The sequence below is a fragment of the Vibrio hepatarius genome (genome assembly GCF_011806575.1).
GTDB lineage: Bacteria > Pseudomonadota > Gammaproteobacteria > Enterobacterales > Vibrionaceae > Vibrio > Vibrio hepatarius_A.
Genome location: NZ_JAATOO010000014.1, coordinates 62074 through 82776, shown reverse-complemented (window position 1 = coordinate 82776; position 20703 = coordinate 62074). Strand labels below are relative to the sequence as shown.

20 protein-coding genes, 1 pseudogene and 1 other annotated feature are annotated in these 20703 nt (G+C 47.3%); of the genes and pseudogenes, 8 read left to right on the top strand and 13 right to left on the bottom strand.

Annotated elements, in window-relative coordinates; genetic code table 11:
* Positions 1-158 precede the first annotated feature (158 nt).
* A complete protein-coding gene (pspA, locus tag HCZ42_RS12790; protein WP_167421067.1) occupies positions 159-827 on the bottom strand; it encodes a phage shock protein PspA in 669 nt (222 codons plus the stop codon).
* Between the two features lie 200 nt (positions 828-1027).
* Between pspA and pspF the strand changes: the two genes are divergently transcribed.
* From pspF to HCZ42_RS12760, 6 genes are all read left to right on the top strand, one after another.
* Complete coding sequence (pspF, locus tag HCZ42_RS12785; protein ID WP_167421066.1) at positions 1028-2020, top strand: phage shock protein operon transcriptional activator; 993 nt, start codon at positions 1028-1030, stop codon at positions 2018-2020.
* Between the two features lie 148 nt (positions 2021-2168).
* Positions 2169-3782 (top strand): ABC transporter substrate-binding protein SapA, encoded by a 1614-nt coding sequence (sapA, locus tag HCZ42_RS12780; RefSeq protein WP_167421065.1) that lies wholly within the window; start codon positions 2169-2171, stop codon positions 3780-3782.
* On the top strand, positions 3782-4744 hold the full coding sequence (locus tag HCZ42_RS12775) for an ABC transporter permease (protein ID WP_167421064.1): 963 nt from the start codon (positions 3782-3784) through the stop codon (positions 4742-4744). The genes sapA and HCZ42_RS12775 overlap by 1 nt, the downstream gene beginning before the upstream one ends.
* Positions 4731-5618: a putrescine export ABC transporter permease SapC gene (sapC, locus tag HCZ42_RS12770; RefSeq protein WP_167421063.1), complete on the top strand. Its 888-nt coding sequence runs from the start codon at positions 4731-4733 to the stop codon at positions 5616-5618. Before HCZ42_RS12775 ends, sapC begins: the two co-directional genes overlap by 14 nt.
* Positions 5618-6616 (top strand): peptide ABC transporter ATP-binding protein, encoded by a 999-nt coding sequence (locus tag HCZ42_RS12765; protein ID WP_167421062.1) that lies wholly within the window; start codon positions 5618-5620, stop codon positions 6614-6616. Before sapC ends, HCZ42_RS12765 begins: the two co-directional genes overlap by 1 nt.
* Entirely contained in the window at positions 6613-7392 is a 780-nt protein-coding gene (locus tag HCZ42_RS12760) for a peptide ABC transporter ATP-binding protein (RefSeq protein WP_167421061.1), read from the top strand. The genes HCZ42_RS12765 and HCZ42_RS12760 overlap by 4 nt, the downstream gene beginning before the upstream one ends.
* A gap of 72 nt (positions 7393-7464) precedes the next feature.
* On the opposite strand, the gene HCZ42_RS12755 is transcribed toward HCZ42_RS12760, so the two are convergent.
* Together HCZ42_RS12755 and HCZ42_RS12750 are read right to left on the bottom strand one after the other, a co-directional pair.
* Entirely contained in the window at positions 7465-7845 is a 381-nt protein-coding gene (locus HCZ42_RS12755) for a DUF2750 domain-containing protein (protein ID WP_053410308.1), read from the bottom strand.
* A gap of 69 nt (positions 7846-7914) precedes the next feature.
* Positions 7915-8820 (bottom strand): manganese-dependent inorganic pyrophosphatase, encoded by a 906-nt coding sequence (locus tag HCZ42_RS12750; RefSeq protein ID WP_053410307.1) that lies wholly within the window; start codon positions 8818-8820, stop codon positions 7915-7917.
* A gap of 184 nt (positions 8821-9004) precedes the next feature.
* On the opposite strand from HCZ42_RS12750, the gene HCZ42_RS12745 reads away from it, so the two are divergent.
* Positions 9005-10213: a putative manganese transporter gene (locus tag HCZ42_RS12745; protein WP_167421060.1), complete on the top strand. Its 1209-nt coding sequence runs from the start codon at positions 9005-9007 to the stop codon at positions 10211-10213.
* A 53-nt stretch (positions 10214-10266) separates the two neighbouring features.
* Here the strand turns inward: HCZ42_RS12745 and HCZ42_RS12740 are convergent, their stop codons facing one another.
* The 9 genes from HCZ42_RS12740 to hisG form a co-directional block, all read right to left on the bottom strand.
* On the bottom strand, positions 10267-11010 hold the full coding sequence (locus HCZ42_RS12740; protein ID WP_167421059.1) for a YebC/PmpR family DNA-binding transcriptional regulator: 744 nt from the start codon (positions 11008-11010) through the stop codon (positions 10267-10269).
* A gap of 81 nt (positions 11011-11091) precedes the next feature.
* Positions 11092-11727: a bifunctional phosphoribosyl-AMP cyclohydrolase/phosphoribosyl-ATP diphosphatase HisIE gene (gene hisIE / locus HCZ42_RS12735; protein WP_167421058.1), complete on the bottom strand. Its 636-nt coding sequence runs from the start codon at positions 11725-11727 to the stop codon at positions 11092-11094.
* Positions 11724-12497 carry an imidazole glycerol phosphate synthase subunit HisF gene (hisF, locus tag HCZ42_RS12730; protein ID WP_167421057.1) on the bottom strand — a complete coding sequence of 258 codons (774 nt, stop codon included), beginning with the start codon at positions 12495-12497 and terminating at the stop codon, positions 11724-11726. The genes hisIE and hisF overlap by 4 nt, the downstream gene beginning before the upstream one ends.
* Complete coding sequence (gene hisA, locus HCZ42_RS12725) at positions 12479-13216, bottom strand: 1-(5-phosphoribosyl)-5-[(5-phosphoribosylamino)methylideneamino]imidazole-4-carboxamide isomerase (RefSeq protein ID WP_167421056.1); 738 nt, start codon at positions 13214-13216, stop codon at positions 12479-12481. Before hisA ends, hisF begins: the two co-directional genes overlap by 19 nt.
* 12 nt (positions 13217-13228) lie before the next feature.
* Positions 13229-13843, bottom strand: coding sequence for an imidazole glycerol phosphate synthase subunit HisH (gene hisH, locus HCZ42_RS12720; RefSeq protein WP_167421055.1), 615 nt, complete (start codon positions 13841-13843; stop codon positions 13229-13231).
* A 12-nt stretch (positions 13844-13855) separates the two neighbouring features.
* A complete protein-coding gene (gene hisB, locus HCZ42_RS12715) occupies positions 13856-14929 on the bottom strand; it encodes a bifunctional histidinol-phosphatase/imidazoleglycerol-phosphate dehydratase HisB (RefSeq protein ID WP_167421054.1) in 1074 nt (357 codons plus the stop codon).
* A 74-nt stretch (positions 14930-15003) separates the two neighbouring features.
* Positions 15004-16044 carry a histidinol-phosphate transaminase gene (gene hisC, locus HCZ42_RS12710; RefSeq protein WP_167421053.1) on the bottom strand — a complete coding sequence of 347 codons (1041 nt, stop codon included), beginning with the start codon at positions 16042-16044 and terminating at the stop codon, positions 15004-15006.
* An 11-nt stretch (positions 16045-16055) separates the two neighbouring features.
* Positions 16056-17351 carry a histidinol dehydrogenase gene (hisD, locus tag HCZ42_RS12705; protein ID WP_167421052.1) on the bottom strand — a complete coding sequence of 432 codons (1296 nt, stop codon included), beginning with the start codon at positions 17349-17351 and terminating at the stop codon, positions 16056-16058.
* 6 nt (positions 17352-17357) lie between these two features.
* Complete coding sequence (gene hisG, locus HCZ42_RS12700) at positions 17358-18254, bottom strand: ATP phosphoribosyltransferase (RefSeq protein WP_167421051.1); 897 nt, start codon at positions 18252-18254, stop codon at positions 17358-17360.
* A 54-nt stretch (positions 18255-18308) separates the two neighbouring features.
* Positions 18309-18444, bottom strand: a sequence feature (His leader region).
* Positions 18445-18749: 305 nt separating this feature from the next.
* Between hisG and HCZ42_RS12695 the strand changes: the two are divergent.
* Positions 18750-18896 (top strand): annotated as a pseudogene (locus HCZ42_RS12695) (helix-turn-helix domain-containing protein); the annotation flags it as partial.
* Between the two features lie 129 nt (positions 18897-19025).
* Here the strand turns inward: HCZ42_RS12695 and tet(35) are convergent.
* Positions 19026-20627 (bottom strand): tetracycline efflux Na+/H+ antiporter family transporter Tet(35), encoded by a 1602-nt coding sequence (gene tet(35), locus HCZ42_RS12690; protein WP_167421050.1) that lies wholly within the window; start codon positions 20625-20627, stop codon positions 19026-19028.
* Between the last annotated feature and the right edge of the window lie 76 nt (positions 20628-20703).

Below are 20703 nucleotides of genomic sequence, written 5' to 3'. Positions count from 1 at the left end.
CAGATCACCTGACTCGACAATGAACAAATAATATCTAGAGAATCCCAACTTTACCTTGGGACAATATCATACGCCCATGGTCCACTGGCACAAACGGGTATCGATAGCTTCGGAGTGAGAAATCACAACGAAGCCATCTGATTAACTCGATAAAAAGTTTACTTTTTATCTTCCATTTGCTGTTTGAGTTTTGCGAGTTCTTGCTCAATTTCATCTTGAGCCTGAAGCTCGGCAAACTCTTGATCAAGAGACTTGGAGTTACCTGACTTCGCGTACACATCCGCTTCGGCCTCTAGCTCGTCAACCTTGCGTGAGTATTGCTCAAACTTCGCCATCGCCTCGGAAGTGCGCGCGGTGTGCAAATGCTTCTGTACATCACGACGGTTAGAGGCCGCTTGAGAGCGAATCGCCAATGCTTGTTGTTTGGCGCGAGTTTCAGTGATCTTGCTTTCTAATTTGCCGATTTCACCAGTCAGCTTATCAATCGTTTCTTCAACGAGTGTCTGCTCTGTATGTAAACCTTTAAGCACCTCTTGCAGCTTTTGCTTTTCAATCAGTGCCGAGCGAGCCAGATCTTCACGCTGTTTGGTTAGCGCTAACGTCGCTTTATTTTGCCAATCTTCAATTTGATCTTCTAAAGCTTCAACTTTACGTGCCAACTCTTTCTTGTCAGCAATCGCTTTTGCAGAATTCGTACGTACTTCAACCAGCGTATCTTCCATTTCCTGGATGATCAGACGAATCATCTTTTCAGGGTCTTCCGCTTTATCAAGTAGTGCACTGATGTTTGAATTAACAATGTCCGCGAATCGAGAAAAAATACCCATAGCACAGCTCCTTATCTATAATTTCAGCGACAGCGTGGTTCGATGTCAGCCAGTTCTTGCGTTTTTTAGAATAATCCAAGATGCATGCCAACTTTTAAACCGCTAAAAATCAATAGCTTAAATAAACTACAACTCTTGCTCTTATCTGTGTATGATGAATTTAACCAACTATAGGTAAATTTCACCAATGGAGTGTACACATGCAACAGAATCTTATCGGCGAATCCCCCGTTTTTCTGTCTGTACTGGATAAGGTATCGAAACTTGCAGCGATAGAGCGCCCGATTCTCATCATTGGTGAACGAGGCACAGGTAAAGAGCTCATCGCTCAGCGCTTGCATTATCTGTCAAAGCGTTGGGACCAGCCTTTAGTTTCACTCAACTGCTCGACCTTAAGCGAAGGTTTGATCGACTCGGAGCTGTTTGGTCACGAACAAGGCTCTTTTACGGGTTCTAAAGGGCGCCATAAAGGTCGTTTCGAACGTGCTGAAAACGGCACTTTGTTTCTTGACGAATTAGCCACGGCGCCACTGTTGGTACAAGAAAAATTACTGCGCGTAATCGAGTACGGCCAATATGAACGCGTCGGTGGTCACCAACTACTGAATGCAAACGTAAGATTGATTTGCGCGACTAACGCAAACCTGCCGGAAATGGCAGCGAATGGTAGTTTCCGCCCCGACCTACTCGACCGATTAGCCTTTGACGTGGTTCACCTTCCACCACTTCGTGAGCGGCAAGAAGACATTTTGCTGCTTGCTGAATACTATGCAATGAAGATGTGCCGTGAGCTTGGCTTTGAGTATTTCGTTGGTTTTAGTCATCAAGCTGAGCAAGCATTATTGGACTACCAGTGGCCGGGTAATGTGCGTGAACTCAAAAATGTCATTGAACGGGCGATCTACCAACACGGGCAGCAAGAGTGTCCTATCGAGAATCTGATTTTTGACCCGTTTATGGCCGACTGGCAGCACAGTGAAGACCTAGAGCAACAGACCGAAGAAGCGACGATTTCACAATTAACTTTCCCACTGGATTACAAGCAGTGGCAAGAGGAGCAAGACCGCCAAATCCTTAACGCTGCGCTTAAGGAAAGTAAATACAACCAAAGAAAGGCTGCCGACCTGCTAGGCTTAAGTTATCATCAACTTAGGGGCATGGTGCGAAAGTACGACTTGTCCAGCCCAGAGTAAGATGGTGACGGAATCCATTGGGTGTAAAACACCAGCAGTAAAACCTTAGGTTTACTTTGGTTTAATCTAACAAATGATGGTAAATTAATAACATAGTAAGGCATAATGATTGATCTCATTGTGCTCATCGCTGACAGCCGTTCTTTCTATGAAAGCAATCATTCAACTAACACTAGGTTTATTTAGCTTCGGTCTTTTAACAGGCTGTGGCGAAGCCATTGACCACGAGAAAATCAAACAGAATGGTTTTGTCTATTGTGGCCAGGGTGGACCAAACACGTTTAACCCGCAGCTCACTGACAGCGGCATCACGCCTGAAACGCTCAGCCCGCAACTTTTCGACTCTTTGTTGACCATAGATCCAGACACTTATGAGCCAGTAGCTAACCTAGCAAAAAGCTGGCAAGTCGATGAGTCTGGTACTGTGTATACTTTTAATCTGCGTGATAACGTCGCTTTCCAAACCACGCCGTGGTTTACTCCTTCGAGAGCGCTCAACGCAGAAGATGTGGTTTTTAGCTTCCGCCGTATTCTCGACTCCACCAATCCATTTCATTACGTTGGTGGAGGCATTTACCCTTGGTTTAACGGTATCGATTTCCAAAACCTTGTGGTCGACGTGTCCGAGGTATCGAAAAATCAGGTCAAATTTGTCCTTAGCCGACCAGATAACTCATTCCTTTCCAGTATTGCCACCAGCCATGCTGTGATTCACTCAAAAGAGTACGCAACCCAACTCGAGCTGCGTGATGAAAAAGGCATGCTCGATTCACACCCTGTCGGTACTGGTCCCTTCTACTTGTATGAGTATCAGTTCAATGACCTGATTCGTCTGAAGCAGAACAAAGATTACTGGAAAGGTCAGACAAAAATGGAGCAGGTTGTGTTTGATATTTCAAACCGAGGCACAGGTACATTGGCGAAGCTACTGCGCAAAGAGTGTGATGTTTTGAGCGCGCCACTTTCGAGCCAACTGCCAGTGATTGAGAGCCGTGAAGATATTACGCTAACCGCTAAGCCAGCCATGAATATCTCGTTTGTCGCAGTAAATACTTCGCACCCAGCAATGAACGATTCCAGAGTACGCAAAGCGCTTAACTACGCGATTAACCGCCAAAACATTCTCGACTCGGTTTACTACGGCACAGGCACACAGGCTTATTCGATTCTTCCACCTTCGTCTTGGGCATATCAAAAAGACACCACACAAATCCGCTATGACCGTAACTACGCTATCGCATTGCTGAGAGAAGCAGGTTATAGCAAAGGTTTGGAACTGACGATGTCTGTTCCGCTTGAACCACGCGCTTACAATCCAAGCCCACGTAAAACTGCCGAGCTAATCCAGGCAAACTTAGCGGATGTAGGTATCACGCTGCACCTTCTGACTGATGATAGATACGATCGTACCGATTCAAGCGCCAATATCGACTTATATTTAACTGGCTGGATTGCGAACACTGGTGATCCAGACAGCTTCTTCAGACCACTGCTGTCGTGTGACTCTAAGCGTGTGGGCTTGAACGTATCGAGTTGGTGTAACCCAGATTTCGACTTCTTGTTGGACTTAGCACTCGAGGTCGACAAGAAGCGCTACCGTTTAAACTTGTACCGTCAGGCGCAAAACATTCTCAATGAACAGTTTCCAGTGATCCCACTTAACCATGGCATGCAATTACAAGCTCAGCATCATTCATTAAAAGGATTCAAAGTGAGTCCCTTTAACTCTCAACCTTTTGATAACGTCGAGAGGGTTAAATAATGTTTCTTTACACCGTTCGACGCCTGAATCTTTTCATCATTACCATGCTAATTTTGACAATGGTTGGGTTTAGCATTTTGCGTTTAGAACCTAATTCACCATGGGCGATTGAAGACTTCTGGTCTGGTTGGATGACCTACCTATCCGAACTGATGCAGCTTAACTTCGGCTTAGACAAGCACGGCATACCCGTTGTTGAAGAGCTTGCGGTAGTCTTCCCTGCCACGCTTGAACTCTGTTTTATCGCGTTTGTACTCTCTTTGCTGATTGGAATTCCACTCGGCACGGTTGCGGGCATGAAGCAAGGAAAATGGACAGATACCATTATCTCGTTTACTTCGATGACCGGTTACTCAGCACCGCTGTTTTGGGTTGCGCTGTTAATGATCATGGTGTTCTCGCTGCATTTCGAATTTTTCCCTGTCGCCGGCCGCTACGACATGTTGTATCAAATTGATCATGTGACTGGCTTTGCCTTAATTGACGCTTTCTTTGCCGAAGGACCTTACCGCGCTCACGCATTGCAAAGCGTCATCGAGCACTTGATCTTACCGTGCTTGGTCTTGGCTCTGGCACCAACCACACAGGTTATCAGTTCAATGCGTACCTCAGTGGCGGAAGTCATGGGGCAAAACTATATCCGCGCCGCGCGTATCAAAGGTTTATCAACACGAGAGATCGTCACACAACACGTATTGCGTAATGCGATCCCACCAATCATTCCTAAAATCGGCGTGCAGTTGTCGAGCATGCTAACACTAGCAATCATTACCGAGTCGATTTTCAACTGGCCGGGAATTGGACGTTGGTTGCTTGATGCCCTCTCCGACCAAGATTATGTCGCGATTCAAGCAGGTGTGATTGTGGTAGCAACACTGGTGCTAACCGCGAATATCTTGTCCGATTTGATTGGCGCGATGATCAACCCACTAGTAAGGAAGGAATGGTATGCTAACCGATAGTGTCTATCAGGAAGAACACATTCCAACTCAGTTCGAACGTTTCTGGCGCAGCTTCAGAGGCAACAACCTCGCCATGTTTGGTCTGTGGTGTTTGATGTTTATCATCATTATCACAGTTGTTGCGCCATGGATCACGCCCCATGACCCACAAGCACAGTCAGGCGAGTTACTGATCCCACCATCATGGAATCCAGCAGGTACCGTCGAATATTTCTTAGGCACAGACGACCTTGGTCGCGATATCCTTTCGCGCTTAATTTCGGGTTCACAGCTCACCTTTGGTTCGGCGGTTATCATCACAGCCATAGCAAGCTTAGTTGGTTGTGTAATTGGTATCTTAGCGGGCATGACCAAGGGCTTGCTCTCGAGCACGCTCAACCACTTGCTCGATACGGTCATGTCAATTCCGTCGTTGCTGTTGGCAATCATCTTTGTTGCCTTCTTAGGCTTTGGCGAATTCAATGTGCTTTTGGCGATTTGTCTCGCTCTGATCCCGCGCTTTGTTCGCTCGGTCTATATCGCTGTGCACACTGAGGTTGAAAAAGACTACATCATGGCGGCGCGACTTGACGGTGCGAACGAGTTTTATTTGTTGTGGAACTCGATTTTGCCAAACGTATTGGTCGTTATCGCCGCAGAGATTACATCTGCCCTTTCTCTTGCCATACTCGATATAACCGCTCTTGGTTTTCTTGGGTTGGGCGCACAAGCACCGAGCACCGAGTGGGGAGCGGTGTTGGGCGATTCGGTTGAACTGATTTACTTAGCACCTTGGACGGTGACCCTGCCCGGTCTAGCGATTATGTTTACTGTTATCGTGATTAACTTAGTAGGTGAAGGAGTTCGCCGAGCTCTGAACGCGGGGATCGAATAATGCCGTTATTAGATATTCGACATCTGACCATCGAAATTGAAACACCACAAGGGCTGATGAAAGCCGTTGACCGCATGAGCTTAACCTTAAATGAAGGCGAAATCCGCGGTTTGGTGGGCGAATCAGGTTCAGGAAAAAGCCTCGTAGCCAAAGCTATCGTTGGGGTATGTAAAGACAACTGGAGAGTGACTGCGGACCGCATGCGTCTGGGTAACATTGACTTGCTCCAATTGACTCCTCGCGAACGTCGACGCGTTATCGCTCGTGATATTGCGATGATCTTCCAAGAACCGTCGACTTGTTTAGACCCTTCAGAAGAAGTTGGTCACCAGCTGATCGAAGCGATTCCATCACGCTCGTTTGAAGGCAAATGGTGGGAACGCTTTAAATGGCGTAAAAAACAAGCGATTGGCCTACTGCACAAAGTTGGGATCAAAAACCACCGTCAGATCATGAGCAGCTACCCATACGAACTCACCGATGGGGAGTGTCAAAAAGTCATGATCGCGATGGCGATTGCGGCAAAACCAAAGCTGCTTATCGCCGATGAACCAACCAATGATTTGGACCCAATCACCCAGTCTCAAATCCTGCGTTTGCTGAGCCGCATGAATCAAGTCAACAATACCTCGATCATGTTGATCGGGCATGACTTGACCACGATTACTCAGTGGGCGAATCGCATTACAGTCATGTATTGCGGTCAGTCGGTTGAGTCTGCCGATACGCAGAAAATTCTTGAGAAACCAAAACACCCTTATACGGTCGCGCTGCTAAAAGCGATGCCAGATTTTAACGACTGGATCCCTCACAAAGAGAAACTGCAGTCGCTGCCTGGTTCTATCCCTCCCCTTCAGCACCTGCCCATTGGGTGTCGATTGGGTCCTCGTTGCCCGTATGCACAACGACAATGTGTCGAAATACCTATGACAAGACGAATTAAAAACCATAAATTTGCCTGCCACTTCCCACTAAACATGGAGAAGAAAAAAGCATGAGCGCATTGTTAGAAGTCAACGACCTGTCTAAAGAGTTTATCAGCCGTCCGGGACTATTTCGTAAACGCACACACCAAGCGGTTAAACCAGTTAGCTTTACCCTAGAAGTGGGACAAACCGTCGGCTTTATCGGCCAGAACGGTTCTGGCAAATCAACCCTTGCACGTATGCTGGCAGGCGTTGTTGAGCCAACCAGTGGTGAAATCCGCGTAAACGGTGAGTTACTCGCGCACAAAGACTATTCGACGAGATGTAAGCTTATCCGGATGATTTTTCAGGATCCCAACACCTCGTTAAACCCGCGTATTCAGATTGGTCGCATTTTGGAAGGCCCACTAAAACGAAACACCAATATGCCCCCAGAAGCGCGTATGAAGCGCGTAAAAGAGACGCTACTCCGAGTAGGTTTGCTTCCTGAGCATGCTTACTTTTACCCTCAGATGCTAGCAACTGGCCAGAAACAGCGTGTGTGCTTAGCTAGGGCATTAATTCTGCAACCTTCGATCATTATCGCCGATGAAGCGTTAAACGGCTTAGACATGGCAATGCGCTCGCAAATCATCAACTTATTCTTGGAACTACAAGAAGAGATGGGGGTGTCATTTGTGTATGTGTCACAGCATCTTGGGATCATCAAACACATCACAGATAAGATTATGGTGATGCATGAAGGCGAAGTGGTAGAAAGTGGGGATACGCAACAAATTCTCGCGAATCCAGAGCACATCATCACGCAACGTCTGGTGGAAAGTCACTTTAATAAACATAAATTCTAGCCTTGCGCTAGAATGGAAGTTGATAGCCAGTAGCAATAGTTTACTACTGGCTAATCGATTGAAAACCGCCGACTAGCCGCGCTTTTTCAACTCGAATTCAAACTCGTCAGGGTAAAGCACTACCCCTTCTTCGTTGCTGTTTGGGAATACCACAATAGCTAGTTCATCTTCTTCCAGACCATATGTCCAGCGACTGAACCACTTAGCGGTTGAAATCGACTCTGCTTTGCAATGCTCCCACTCTCCTGTCGCCCACTCGTTGGCAAACTCTTCATTTGGCCAAACGGGTACACAGTCTTCATCTTCCGTGTTAAGCATCACACAGCCATGTTCATCGGTCAGGATCCACACTTTACGTTGCTTAGCGATTTCTTTGATGCAGTAGTTAAAACGCTCGTCTGGACGCATTTTATTAACCGTATCGATCTGTTGTTGAGTTAATGCCTCTGACATGAATGTCTCCTTAAACAAAACGCCCACGGCATAACCATGGGCGTTTAAGAACTCATCTGAAACTTGCGATTATGCTAGTTCAGCTTGTAACCACGGCCAGCCTTGTTTCTTACGGCTTAGCGTGTTTTCCATCATTAGCATGCCGTCTTGTTCATGCTTAACTAACTTCTCAGCCCACTCGCCTTTGTATAGTAGACGAGTTTGCGCTGTTGTGATGTCTGTTAGCATTACTGCAGCGAACGCTAGACCTTCATCGTTACAACGACGCTCAAGGTCTGCTTCTAGCGCATCAATCATGCCGTCAACTTGTTCTAGCGTTGCAAGTTCAACCTGACCAACAACAACATCACGACCATTGAATGGGTAACCTTTTAGGTCTTTTTCTACTAGCTCAGCAGCAGAAAGGCCTTCGATGTTAGTTTTCGCAATCAGAAGATCTTTAATGAACGCATCAACATCAGCAACGTCAGCAATTTGCGCTAGCTCCGCTACTGCATCTTTGTCTTTTTGCGTACATGTTGGAGACGCAAAACCAACGGTGTCAGATAGGATTGCTGACATCATTAGTTTAGCGATTTGTGGAGTGATCTCGTGTCCTTCGATCTTGAACATGTTGAACAGTACTGTGTTTGTACAACCAACAGGCCAGATCCAAGCTTCCATTGGGTTTACAGTCATCACGTCACCCAGACGGTGGTGGTCAACGATACCTAGGATTTCAGCTTCAGCCACATCATCTGGTGCTTGTGCTAGATCTGAGTAGTCAACAAGCCAGATTTTCTCACCAGCGACAGATGTGCGAAGCTCAGGAACTTCTGCACCAGCAACTTCAAGAATGTGCTGTGTTTCGCGGTTGATTTCACCTTGGCGAATCGGCATTGCTTGCTCGCCACGAGCTTTTAGTAGCTCAGTTGCAACTAGAGCACTACAGATACTATCACTATCAGGGTTCTTGTGACCTACAACTAGAATCATCTTATTTCCTATTCGACTAAAACAGGCCCAGCTTGGGCATTTACTCACGAAGCCCGTTACTTTACCTGATTTTTGAGATTTGTCATGGGTTAGCAAAAAGAAAAGCGCTTCTTTCTAATTATTGTTGCAAATAATTCTCACTAACATATATTGAGAATTATTCGTATTAGCATTTGTGGACTTTATGCATTCAATCAGGCTTTCGTCGTCACTGCCGCAGTGGCTTTCTCTCGGCCAATTTCGTCCCGCATACAAGCGTCTTATTCTGCCAGTGATGTTACTCGCACTACTCACGAGTGAAACCACTCGCGAGCTTGCTGTGAACACTTTATCCGACGCATTTTGGGCTGTATCCGCCTATGTCGCCTTTACATTGGCGATTTATCATTATGTCTCTCTATATGTCAGTAGAGAAAACAAACTCGTCAACTTGTTTCACCGCTCACGGCACTATCAGGTGATATTCGCTGCCCTGCTGGGGGCACTGCCCGGTTGTGGTGGCGCTATCATTGTCACTTCGCAGTTTGTCAGCGGTCGTGTCGGTTTCGGTGCTATTGTCGCGGTGTTAACTTCGACTATGGGCGATGCCGCGTTTTTACTGCTCGCGAGCGAGCCAGAGATTGGCTTTATGGTGGTTGCTTTGGGTGTGGTTGTCGGGGGCGCTTCAGGCTGGGTGGTCAACCTACTCCACAATGATGATTTCTTGCGGCCGGATGGGAATGCGACGAATAACACTCACTGCTACTGTTCTACTTCTGGCTCCAATAACATTGAACAAACTGCCATCAACCTACAAGGGGCATTTTGGAAATGGTGTTTGATTCCCGCAATCGTGGTCGCATTGCTAGGGTCGTTTCAGGTCGACGTGAATGCTTTACTCTCTTTACCGAGGTTGAGCATTGAATGGCTTGGCGCAGGACTAATGGTCGTTAGCATGTTGCTCTGGTCGCTAACCAAAGAAATAAAGGATTACGAGTCAACGGTTGCCGAAGATGACAAAAGCCTTTCTTCTCACCCGCTACAAAAGGCAGCGCAAGATACCAATTTTATTACCGCGTGGGTTGTGGTCGCCTTTCTCGCGTTTGAACTGACCAGTGCATTTGCCGATATTAACTTCGCCAGCCTCTTCTCTCACTGGGGAGTCTGGATGCCTTTGGCGGGGTTAGCAGTTGGTTTACTGCCTGGGTGTGGACCGCAAATACTGATGACCAGCTTATACCTAAGCGGCGCGGCGCCGTTGTCAGCGCAAATTTCAAATGCGATTTCAAACGATGGCGACGCGCTATTTCCGATGATTGCCCTCGCCCCAAAGGCGGCATTAGTCGCCACGATATATTCTGCGGTCCCTGCGTTTGTCGTTGGTTACAGTTATTACTTTCTGTTTGAAATCTAACTCACCGCGAAAGACTTTCGCTAGAGAAACGCCCTCAAATGAGGGCGTCAAATTTATAGGCTCGCAGCAACTTCATCGGAGATATCACCGTTGTGATATACCTCTTGAACGTCATCGAGATCTTCTAAAGCATCGATAAGACGCAATAGTTTCGGCGCGGTATCCGCGTCTAACTCGGCTTTTGTCGATGGCACTAGGGAAACTTCCGCGTTATCGGCTTCAAACCCAGCGGCATCCAACGCATCTTTAACCACGCCAAAATCGCTGGGCGCGGTAAACACGTCAATTGAGCCATCTTCTGCGGTTTCAATGTCATCCGCGCCGCTTTCAAGCGCCACTTCCATCACTTGGTCTTCATCTAAGCCCGGCGCGTACGAAATCACCCCTTTCTTGTCGAACAAGTAATTCACGCTGCCATCAGTGCCTAAGTTACCGCCTGCTTTTGAAAACGCGTGGCGAACGCCTGATACAGTTCGGTTACGATTGTCGGTCAAACACTCGACCATCACTGCAGTTCCACCTGGTCCGTAACCTTCATAGATCACGGTTTCCATGCCTTCGTCGCCTTCGCCACCAGCACCACGGGCAATCGCTCGGTTAACGGTATCGCGCGTCATGTTGTTGGAAAGGGCTTTGTCGATCGCTGCACGCAAACGTGGGTTGTTTTCCGGCTCACCACCGCCCTCTTTTGCCGCAACGACGATCTCACGGATCAGCTTAGTGAAAATTTTGCCACGCTTTGCATCTTGAGCCGCTTTGCGGTGGCGAATATTAGCCCATTTACTATGACCAGCCATTTGTGTCTCCCTTTAAAACAACAAAGCCGTAAGGAGGGCTTACGGCTTTAAATTTGAGGGTGATTCTATCACAAATCGAGGTTATTTATGACGCTCTTTGAGTTTGTTAATCACATCGTTCATAGAAAGACCTTGGTCTTGCAGTAAAACCAGCAAGTGATAAATCAAATCGGCAGATTCACACACTAACTCCGCCTTATCGCCCGACGTCGCCGCAAGCGCGACTTCAACGCCTTCTTCGCCCACCTTTTGCGAAATACGCTTGGTGCCACGAGCATAAAGGCTAGCGGTGTAAGACGAATCTGGGTCGGCACTCTTGCGGGCAGCCAGTAGCTGCTCAAGTTGATGAAGCCACACCATCTGCGACTCTTCTTGCGAATCGCCGTCCCAACAAGTAGTTGTGCCAGTGTGGCAAGTTGGACCAATCGGGTCGACTTTCACGAGCAGAGTATCGTTATCACAATCTAAAGCGATGTTCTTAAGCTGCAATACGTTGCCCGAGGTTTCACCTTTGGTCCACAAACGTTCTTTAGTACGCGAGAAAAAAGTCACTTGGCCCGTTTCACCGGTTTTTGCCAACGCATCTTTGTTCATGTAGCCCATCATCAATACTTGGCTCGACTGAAAATCTTGCACAATCGCTGGAACCAATCCATCCACTTTGTCCCAATCGATGCGCTGCGCGAGGGTATTCACTTCTGCGGTGGCAAAACTCATAGACGCACCTCTATACCTTGTTGTTTTAAATACTGTTTTAACTCACCAATATTGATGACTTGCTTGTGAAATACAGACGCCGCCAACGCGCCATCTACATTCGCTTTTTGGTAGGCTTCTGCGAAGTGCTCCATCGCACCCGCACCACCTGATGCTATCAACGGTACATTACATACCTCGCGCACCATATTCAGTTGTTCAATATCGTAGCCGTTACGCACGCCGTCTTGGTTCATCATGTTTAACACGATTTCGCCAGCACCGCGTTTTTGAACTTCTTGCACCCAATCACGCGTTTCCCATTGGGTCGCTTTGGTACGAGCTTCATCACCCGTAAACTGGTAAACCTGATACTTACCCGTGTCTTTGTCATAGTACGAATCGATACCGACGACAATACACTGAACGCCAAAACGGTCTGCGAGGTCTGTAATTAACTCTGGGTTTGCCAGTGCTGGTGAGTTGATTGAGACTTTATCCGCACCAAACTCTAAGATGCGCGCAGCGTCTTCTGCTGATTTGATACCGCCTGCGACGCAGAAAGGAATATCAATCACTTCTGCAACACGTGAAACCCAGCTTTTATCCACCACACGGCCATCACTGGATGCGGTGATATCATAAAACACTAACTCATCAGCACCTTCTTGCGCGTAACGCTGTGCCAGAGGAACGATATCACCAATGATTTCGTGGTTACGGAACTGAACGCCTTTTACAACTTGCCCGTCACGCACATCGAGACAAGGGATTATTCGCTTTGCCAACATGCAAATGCCTCCTCTGCGGTAAATTTGCCATCCAACAACGCACGGCCAACGATCACACCAGAAACACCAGTGCCTTTTAACGCTTCGATATCCGCCAGAGAGCCAATGCCACCTGATGACTGGAACTGAACTTGCGGATATTGTTTGCACAGATCAACGTACAGCTCAACATTAGAGCCTGCCAACGTGCCGTCCCGTGAAATATCGGTACACAGCACGTGTTTAAGGCCAACGGTAAGGTAATCGTCGATCAGCGCTTCGATCGTCACACCTGAATCTTCCTGCCAACCAGAAATCGCCACTTTGCGTGTGCCGTCATGAGCAATGTTGATATCAAGAGCAAGAACAATCTTTTCTGCGCCGTACTTTTCCATCCAACCTTTAACCAGTTCAGGTTGTTTCACTGCGGTCGAACCGACGACAACACGCTGTGCACCCGCTTCAAGCAAATCGACAACATCTTGCTCGCTACGCACATCGCCACCGATTTGGATATTCGCTGGCGTACTCGCTAGCAATTTGGCAATTAAGTCGAGCTGGCGTGCTGTGGTGTCTTTTGCGCCAGTCAGATCCACTAAGTGCAGCCAGTTTGCACCTGCTTGGTGGTATAGGTTGAACTGCTCTGCCGGGTCAACTTTATATTCTGTTACTTGGCCATAATCACCTTGGTATAGGCGCACTACCTGACCTTCAATTAAATCTAATGCTGGAATAATCACGTAGCTATATCCTTATAATTCCAAGAAGTTTTGAATCAGTTTCGAGCCCGCTTTCGAAGAGCGCTCTGGGTGGAACTGCACTCCGTAGTAGTTGCCCGTTTGAACCGCCGCACTAAACGGGTTGCCGTAATCACATTGTGCAATCGTGTAGTCACCAACAGGCATCGCAAAGCTATGAACAAAATAGAAATATTCACCTTCTTCGATGTCTTTAAATAGCGGATGTCCCGGTTTTGCACTAACGGTGTTCCAGCCCATGTGCGGTAAAGGTAAGTCGCCCGTTTGTAGCAATCGCACTTCGCCGTCACACAAGCCAAGGCACTCTACTATCTCATCGGCTTTTTGGCCTTTCTCTTGCGAGAGTTTGCCGAGCAGTTGCATTCCCAAGCAAATGCCTAGCAGAGGTTTTTCGACCTTTTTGACCAGTTCAATAAGGTCGCGCTCTTCTAGGTTTTTCATCGCTTCACTTGCCGTTCCTACCCCAGGTAAAAACAGTTTATCTGCACCGAGCACGACCGCCGGATCTTTAGAAATAGTGACATCATATCCCAAGCGCTCAATGGCAAACTTGACCGAAGAAACGTTGGCGCAGCCAGTATCGATAATAACGACTTTTTGTTCTGTCATGATTGACCTTCCTTACAGCACGCCTTTGCTACTTGGTAGCTCGTTACCTTCGACCTTGATCGCCTGACGCAGTGTACGACCAAATGACTTGAACAAGCTTTCGATGATGTGGTGATCGTTGTCGCCTGTCGAAGATAAGTGCAGCGTACAAGCCAGCGTATCCGTCAATGAGCGGAAGAAGTGCACCACCATTTCTGTTGAAAGATCACCAACCTGCTCACGGCCAAACTTCGCATCAAACTTAAGGTATGGGCGACCAGATAAATCCAACGCGCACTGCGCCAGACATTCGTCCATTGGCAAGCTAAAGCCAAAGCGACCAATACCTCGTTTATCGCCCAGCGCTTCTTTTAACGCTTGACCTAGCGCCAGTGCGGTATCTTCAACGGTGTGGTGATCATCAATATGCAGATCGCCTTCCACCTGACAAACCATTTGGAAACCACCGTGTGTCGCGATTTGATCCAGCATGTGGTCGAAAAAGCCCAGACCCGTTGAGATTTGGTTGCCACCTTGCTCGTCCAAATTCACCTTCACTTTGATGTCGGTTTCTTTAGTCGTACGCACCACTTCTGCGATACGTGCTGTAACCGTCAGGTCTTTCAGGATCTGTTTCCAACCCATAGTTTCTGGGTGGTATTGAATGCCACGAATCGCCATATTTTCTGCCAACTGCAGATCCGTCGCGCGGTCACCGATTACAACCGAGTTTTTGAAATCGACCTTGCCACCTTGAAGATAGTCTTTGACCATGCCTAGCTTGGGTTTGCGGCACGAGCAGTTATCTTCTTCAAAGTGTGGACAGATCAGAACATCATCAAACTTGACGCCTTGAGATTCAAAAATCTCCATCATCATGTTGTGTGGCGCATCGAAGTCGGCTTGTGGGTAGCTGTCAGTACCAAGGCCATCTTGATTGGTTACCATAACCAATCGGTAACCCGCTTCCTGCAAGGACAACAGGCTTGGGATAACAAAAGGTTCTAGTTTTAGCTTATCTAAACGGTCGACTTGAAAATCAATTGGTGGCTCGACGATCAAAGTGCCGTCGCGGTCGATAAAAAGGATTTTTTGTTGTGTGCTCACTCGAACTTCCTTATTTCTATTTTTTGCTGAGCTCCCGCGTTTGCCGGAGCTCATAAACTTTTTAATACGGCAATCTACGCGTAGTAGTTGCGAATAAAGCCAAGCGTTTTTTCACACTCGTCTCGACTGCCGACGCTAATACGCACACAGTCATCAATCGGCGAATTGCGCAAAATGATGCCGGTATCCCAAGCGGCTTTGAACAATGCGTCGCCATCAGGGAATTTCACCAGCAGGTAGTTGCCCCAGCCTTCAAACACTTCCAATCCAGGGATCATGGATAAACCCACTTGCAGATAAGCGCGGTTCGCATTTAAATCCAATACTTGGAATTTCGCACGAGCTAACCCCGCTTCAGACAGCGCCTGCGTTGCGATCTCCGCGACTGGAATAGGAACTGGATAGGGTGCAATCACCTTAAGAAGCACATTGATCAATTCTTCGTTTGCTAACGTAAAGCCGCAACGTAACCCCGCCAGCGCAAATGCTTTTGACAGCGTGCGAAGAATAGCTAAGTTTGGATATCGCGCCAGTAAATCTACCGTCGAAGCTTCAGGACAAAAATCAATGTAAGCTTCATCCATCACCACGATCGCGCGATCTTTTGTCATATCCAGCAAAGAGACAATGTCCTCACGCTTAACCAAGTTGCCGGTTGGGTTATTTGGGCTACAAACAAACACCAGTTTGACGTTATCAAGGTTGGCCTCAATGCCTTTTAGGTCGAGCTGCCAATCTGAGGTTAAAGGTACTGTCTTACGCTCCACACCAATTGTTTCAGCGCTGATTGCGTACATACCATAGGTTGGCGGACAGTAGAGAATCGCGTCTTCACCCGGCTCACAAAATGCACGGATTAATAGTTCGATACCTTCGTCGGCGCCGCGAGACGTCAGTGTTTGTTCAGGCTTCACCCCAGCGTAGCTCGCGTATGCTTCGATCAACTCTTTAGGCTGACATTCGCTGTAACGATTAAGACGAGCGAAGTCAGTTTTGTATTCGTTGTTAAACGGAGATTCGTTGGCGTTAAGCCACACATCGCCAGTACCACCAATACGGCGTGCTGACAGGTAAGGCGTGAGTTTTTGTACTTGTTTTCTTGCTAGCTTTTCCATCTCGATCGCCCTTACGCTTTTGCTGCCAGTTTTTCTACACGAATCGTCACTGCACGTTTATGTGCATCTAAACCTTCCGCTTCCGCCATTGTGACGACTGTCGGCGCTAAGTTTTGCAAGCCTTGCTCAGACAATTGCTGCACTGTCATGCGTTTAGAGAAATCCGCCAAGCCCAAACTTGAGTAGGTACGGGTGTATCCGTAAGTCGGCAACACGTGGTTGGTACCGGATGCGTAATCACCTGCAGATTCTGGCGACCAGTCACCTAAAAAAATAGAGCCCGCGTTGTCGAGCAGAGGAAGTAGTTCACGTGGGTTCTTCGTCTGCACGATTAAGTGTTCAGGACCGTAGTAGTTAGAAATGGAGATCGCTTGGGTAATCGACTCAGAGATAATGATCAAACTGGATGCTAGCGCTTTCTCGGCAATTTCCGCACGTGACAGCTCTTTAAGTTGACGCTGCACCGCATCCGTTACTTGATCAGCAATCACTGGTGATGGCGTAACCAATACCACTTGAGAATCAGGTCCGTGCTCTGCTTGGCTCAACAAGTCAGCGGCAATAAAGTCTGGGTCTGCGGTTTCATCAGCAATGACTAACACTTCTGATGGGCCTGCTGGCATATCAATCGCTGCGCCACGAAAATCGTTGCTAACCAGACGCTTAGCTTCTGTTACATAGGCGTTACCTGGGCCAAAAATCTTGTCCACTTTGCTAACGGTTTCTGTGCCATAGGCCATTGCGGCTACCGCTTGACCGCCACCAACGTTGTACACCTCGTCGATATCACACAGTTTAGCGACGTAGAGAATTTCGTCTGCGATTGGCGGTGGTGAACAGAGCACCACTTTACGACAACCCGCAATTTTCGCTGGCACCCCAAGCATCAATACCGTTGATGGTAGTGGCGCACTACCTCCAGGGATGTACAAACCCACTTTTTGAATTGCGCGAGTCACTTGCTCACACACCACACCCGGCTGGGTTTCTACTTTGAGGGGCTGTGGCTTTTGCGCTTTGTGGAACTTAGCGATATTGCTGTAAGCTTGCTCTAACGCTTGCTTCATTTCTTGCGATAAACGCGCTGAAGCTGCATCGATTTCTTGGCTAGATACACGAATTGAATCTGGTCTAACTCGGTCAAATTTCTCTGTCAGTTCCAGCAACGCAGCATCACCGTCATTTCGAACTTTTGCGATAACCTCTGCAACCGCCGCCGTGATGTTAGCGCCCTCTGCAATGGCTGGGCGCTCTAAAATCGAATCTTGCTGAGATTCACTCAATGATTGCCAAACTACCGTTCTCATCGCCCGTTACTCCATCATTTTCTCAATCGGTAGAACCAGAATCGAACTCGCGCCCAACTCCTTCAAGCCTTCCATGGTTTCCCAGAATAGGTTTTCAGTGCTCACTAGGTGCACGGCCACTTTTTGCTTGTCAGCAGAAAGAGGCAGAACGGTTGGATCTTCCGCGCCTGGCAACAAGTCTTTTACCTGTTCCAGCTTTTCAACTGGCGCGTGTAGCATGATGTATTTTGATTCTTTCGCCTGTTGTACGCCTTGCATGCGCGTCAGCAGTTTTTCGATCAATGCTTGCTTGTCGTCAGCAAACTGACCTGCACGCTGAATCAAGGTCGCCTTCGATTGGAAGATAACTTCTGCTTCTTTCAGGCCGTTTGCTTCCAAAGTCGCACCTGTTGAAACCAAATCAGCAATCGCATCCGCCAAGCCTGCACGTGGTGCCACTTCAACTGAACCAGTCAGCATACAGGTCGAAAATGGGACACCTTGCTCGTCCATGTACGCTTTCAGTAGTTGAGGGTAAGTGGTTGCAATGCGCTTACCTGCAAGATCTTGAGGGCCGTTGTACTGCTCGTCTTTATCGATCGCGATAGACAAGCGACAACCTCCAAAATCTAGGCGACGAAGTTGTACAAAGTCGTATGGTTCGCCTAATGCTTTACGGTCAAGGCGAACTTCTTCAAGTTCGTTTTCACCGATGAAGCCTAAGTCCACCACGCCATCCATGATCAAACCTGGAATGTCGTCATCGCGAACCAGTAGTAAATCAATAGGCATATTTAGTGAGTGGACCACTAAACGCTCACCCATAATGTTGAATTTAACGCCGCACTTTTTAAGTAGCTCTTGACACTCTTTACTTAGGCGACCTTTCTTTTGAATTGCGATTCTTAGGCGTTGTGTTTGCATTGCATTATCCCTGCATAAATTTCTGATATTTATAAAATTTTTAAAACGCTAAAACTGAAAAAACCCTCGGAAGATGTTGGTCTCCCGAGGGTTTTAAATCTGAACTTAGCGATTTTACCTCCGGGAGCTTCCTGCCTCCCGGGTATGCGCACATCTCCCGAAAGACTAGATTGGGTGATGGTGATGATGAATATTCATTACAAAATTGCGCATAACTATTTAAGCTCTAAGTGTTTCTAACTGTTGATAACCACACTAACTAAGGATTGTTTTTTTTTCAACACCTATTTTCACTTTCCAGTAAATTAATTGTTAACTGGCTGATATTTGGTGTTTTTAGTTGACGCATCTTCGTCGATGTCGCGCTCCAAAAGAGCTTTAATGCTATAGGACGAAGAATCAATAGATAACATATCACCCAATAGTTAATTATTATCATTCTCTTATTTGAGGCAGTGTTGATCGCCATGAGGCAGTGTTGATCGCCATAAAGCGCCGATGGCAGAACAAGTCGATTTGGATTACCTACTGCAAGCAATCGAAGACAACAAACACAACATGAGTGCAGCGACGAGACAACTGGATATTTCGCGCACCACCACCCTTTACCAACTCATCAAAAAGTACAACCTCGACATATAGAGCCGTCGACCTTTGTGGATTTACGTGATTGCAATGAGTTCCACGAACTCGCGTTTTCCTTACCTAGTACAACAGGTATAAAAAAGCTCCGCTATTTAGCGGAGCTTTTCTTTTATTCAATCGCTTGAATTAAGCGTTCTGGCAAGACGCAATCTTTGACTTAGACAACCAAGAAAGACCCACACACACCAAGATGAACGCTACCATAGCAGCGATGAAAGAAAACGCGATAGACGCGGTCATGCCAAGCGCAATGAAGCCGATACAAGATACCAGCGCAACAGACAGTGCGTATGGTAGCTGAGTTGATACGTGGTCGATATGGTTACAACGCGCACCTGTTGAAGACAGAATCGTGGTATCAGAGATCGGTGAACAATGGTCACCAAATACAGAACCCGCCAGAACCGCACTCAACATTGGAAGCATTAGAGCAATATCTGTCGCTCCCGCCATGTCGCCAGCGATTGGTAACATGATACCGAACGTACCCCATGAAGTACCGGTTGAAAACGCCATCAAACCAGACAATAGGAACAGAATCACAGGTAACCAATGCGGAGCAATATTGCCTTGCGCAAGCGTCGATAAGTACGATCCCGTCTTCATGTCACCAATCACTGAACCGATTGACCAAGCAAAGACTAAGATCAGAATTGCGCCAAACATAGATTTCGCGCCAATCCACAGTGTACGCGCGATCTCTAGCATTGGCAGGCCTTGTTTAAGTACCGTCACTAACGCCACGGCCAAACCAACTAGACCACCATAAATCAGTGATGTGCCAACATCGGTATTTTCGAATGCGCCAAGTAAGGCAAACTCTTTACCATCCGCAGCCAGTGCCTGAGCACCTGTAAACAGCATAGACGCGATCGTCGCAACCACTAGCATTACGATCGGTAATACTAAGTCGACAACTTTACCTTTCTCGCTCTCACGAATATCTAGCTCTTCGTTAAGATCGTGTGCTTCTTGGGTATCGGTGTCTTGGTCGTTATCAAAACCACGACCTTGAGAAGCCGAAATTTCATGCTCACGCATCTTACCGATATCTAAACCAAACCATGCAACCGCAAATACCATTAACAAAGCGAATACCGCATAGTAGTTCATCGGAATAAGACGAACATACGCACCTAGCGCTGAGTACTCTTCAATACCGTGCGACATTAAGATACCACCGATGATGGTAATAATGTACGCCCCCCAGCTTGACGCTGGCATTAGCACACACATAGGAGCTGCGGTTGAGTCTAGAATGTACGCTAGCTTTGCACGTGATACGTAGAAACGGTCAGTCACTGGGCGTGAGATCGCGCCAACTGCCAGACTGTTAAAGTAGTCGTCGACAAAAATGAATACGCCTAAAAAAGCCGCCAAAAGTTTTGAGCCGCGCTTACTCTTCACACGTGACTGCGCCCACTCTGCAAAAGCGCGAGTACCGCCTGACAACGTCAATAGCGCTGTCATCATACCGAGCAGCAATAGGAAGCCGACAATACTCATGTTCCAAGTATTAAGACCGCCATCTTCGACGATGACACTTGATACTGTCGAGCCAACGTAGCTCAGAGTATTACCAACAGAATAGTCATTGAGTAGGATGGCACCGAGAACAATACCAACACCTAAAGAAACAAGGACACGACGTGTAATGATCGCCAGACTTAATGCCACCAGGGGAGGCAAAAGTGACAAAGGAGATGATGCAAAATCAATTAAATTCATGATCTTCAAAAACCAGTAATAAATGGTTAGAGATCTACTGCAGACTCATTGGTGGAAAGTCTATTCCACACAATTG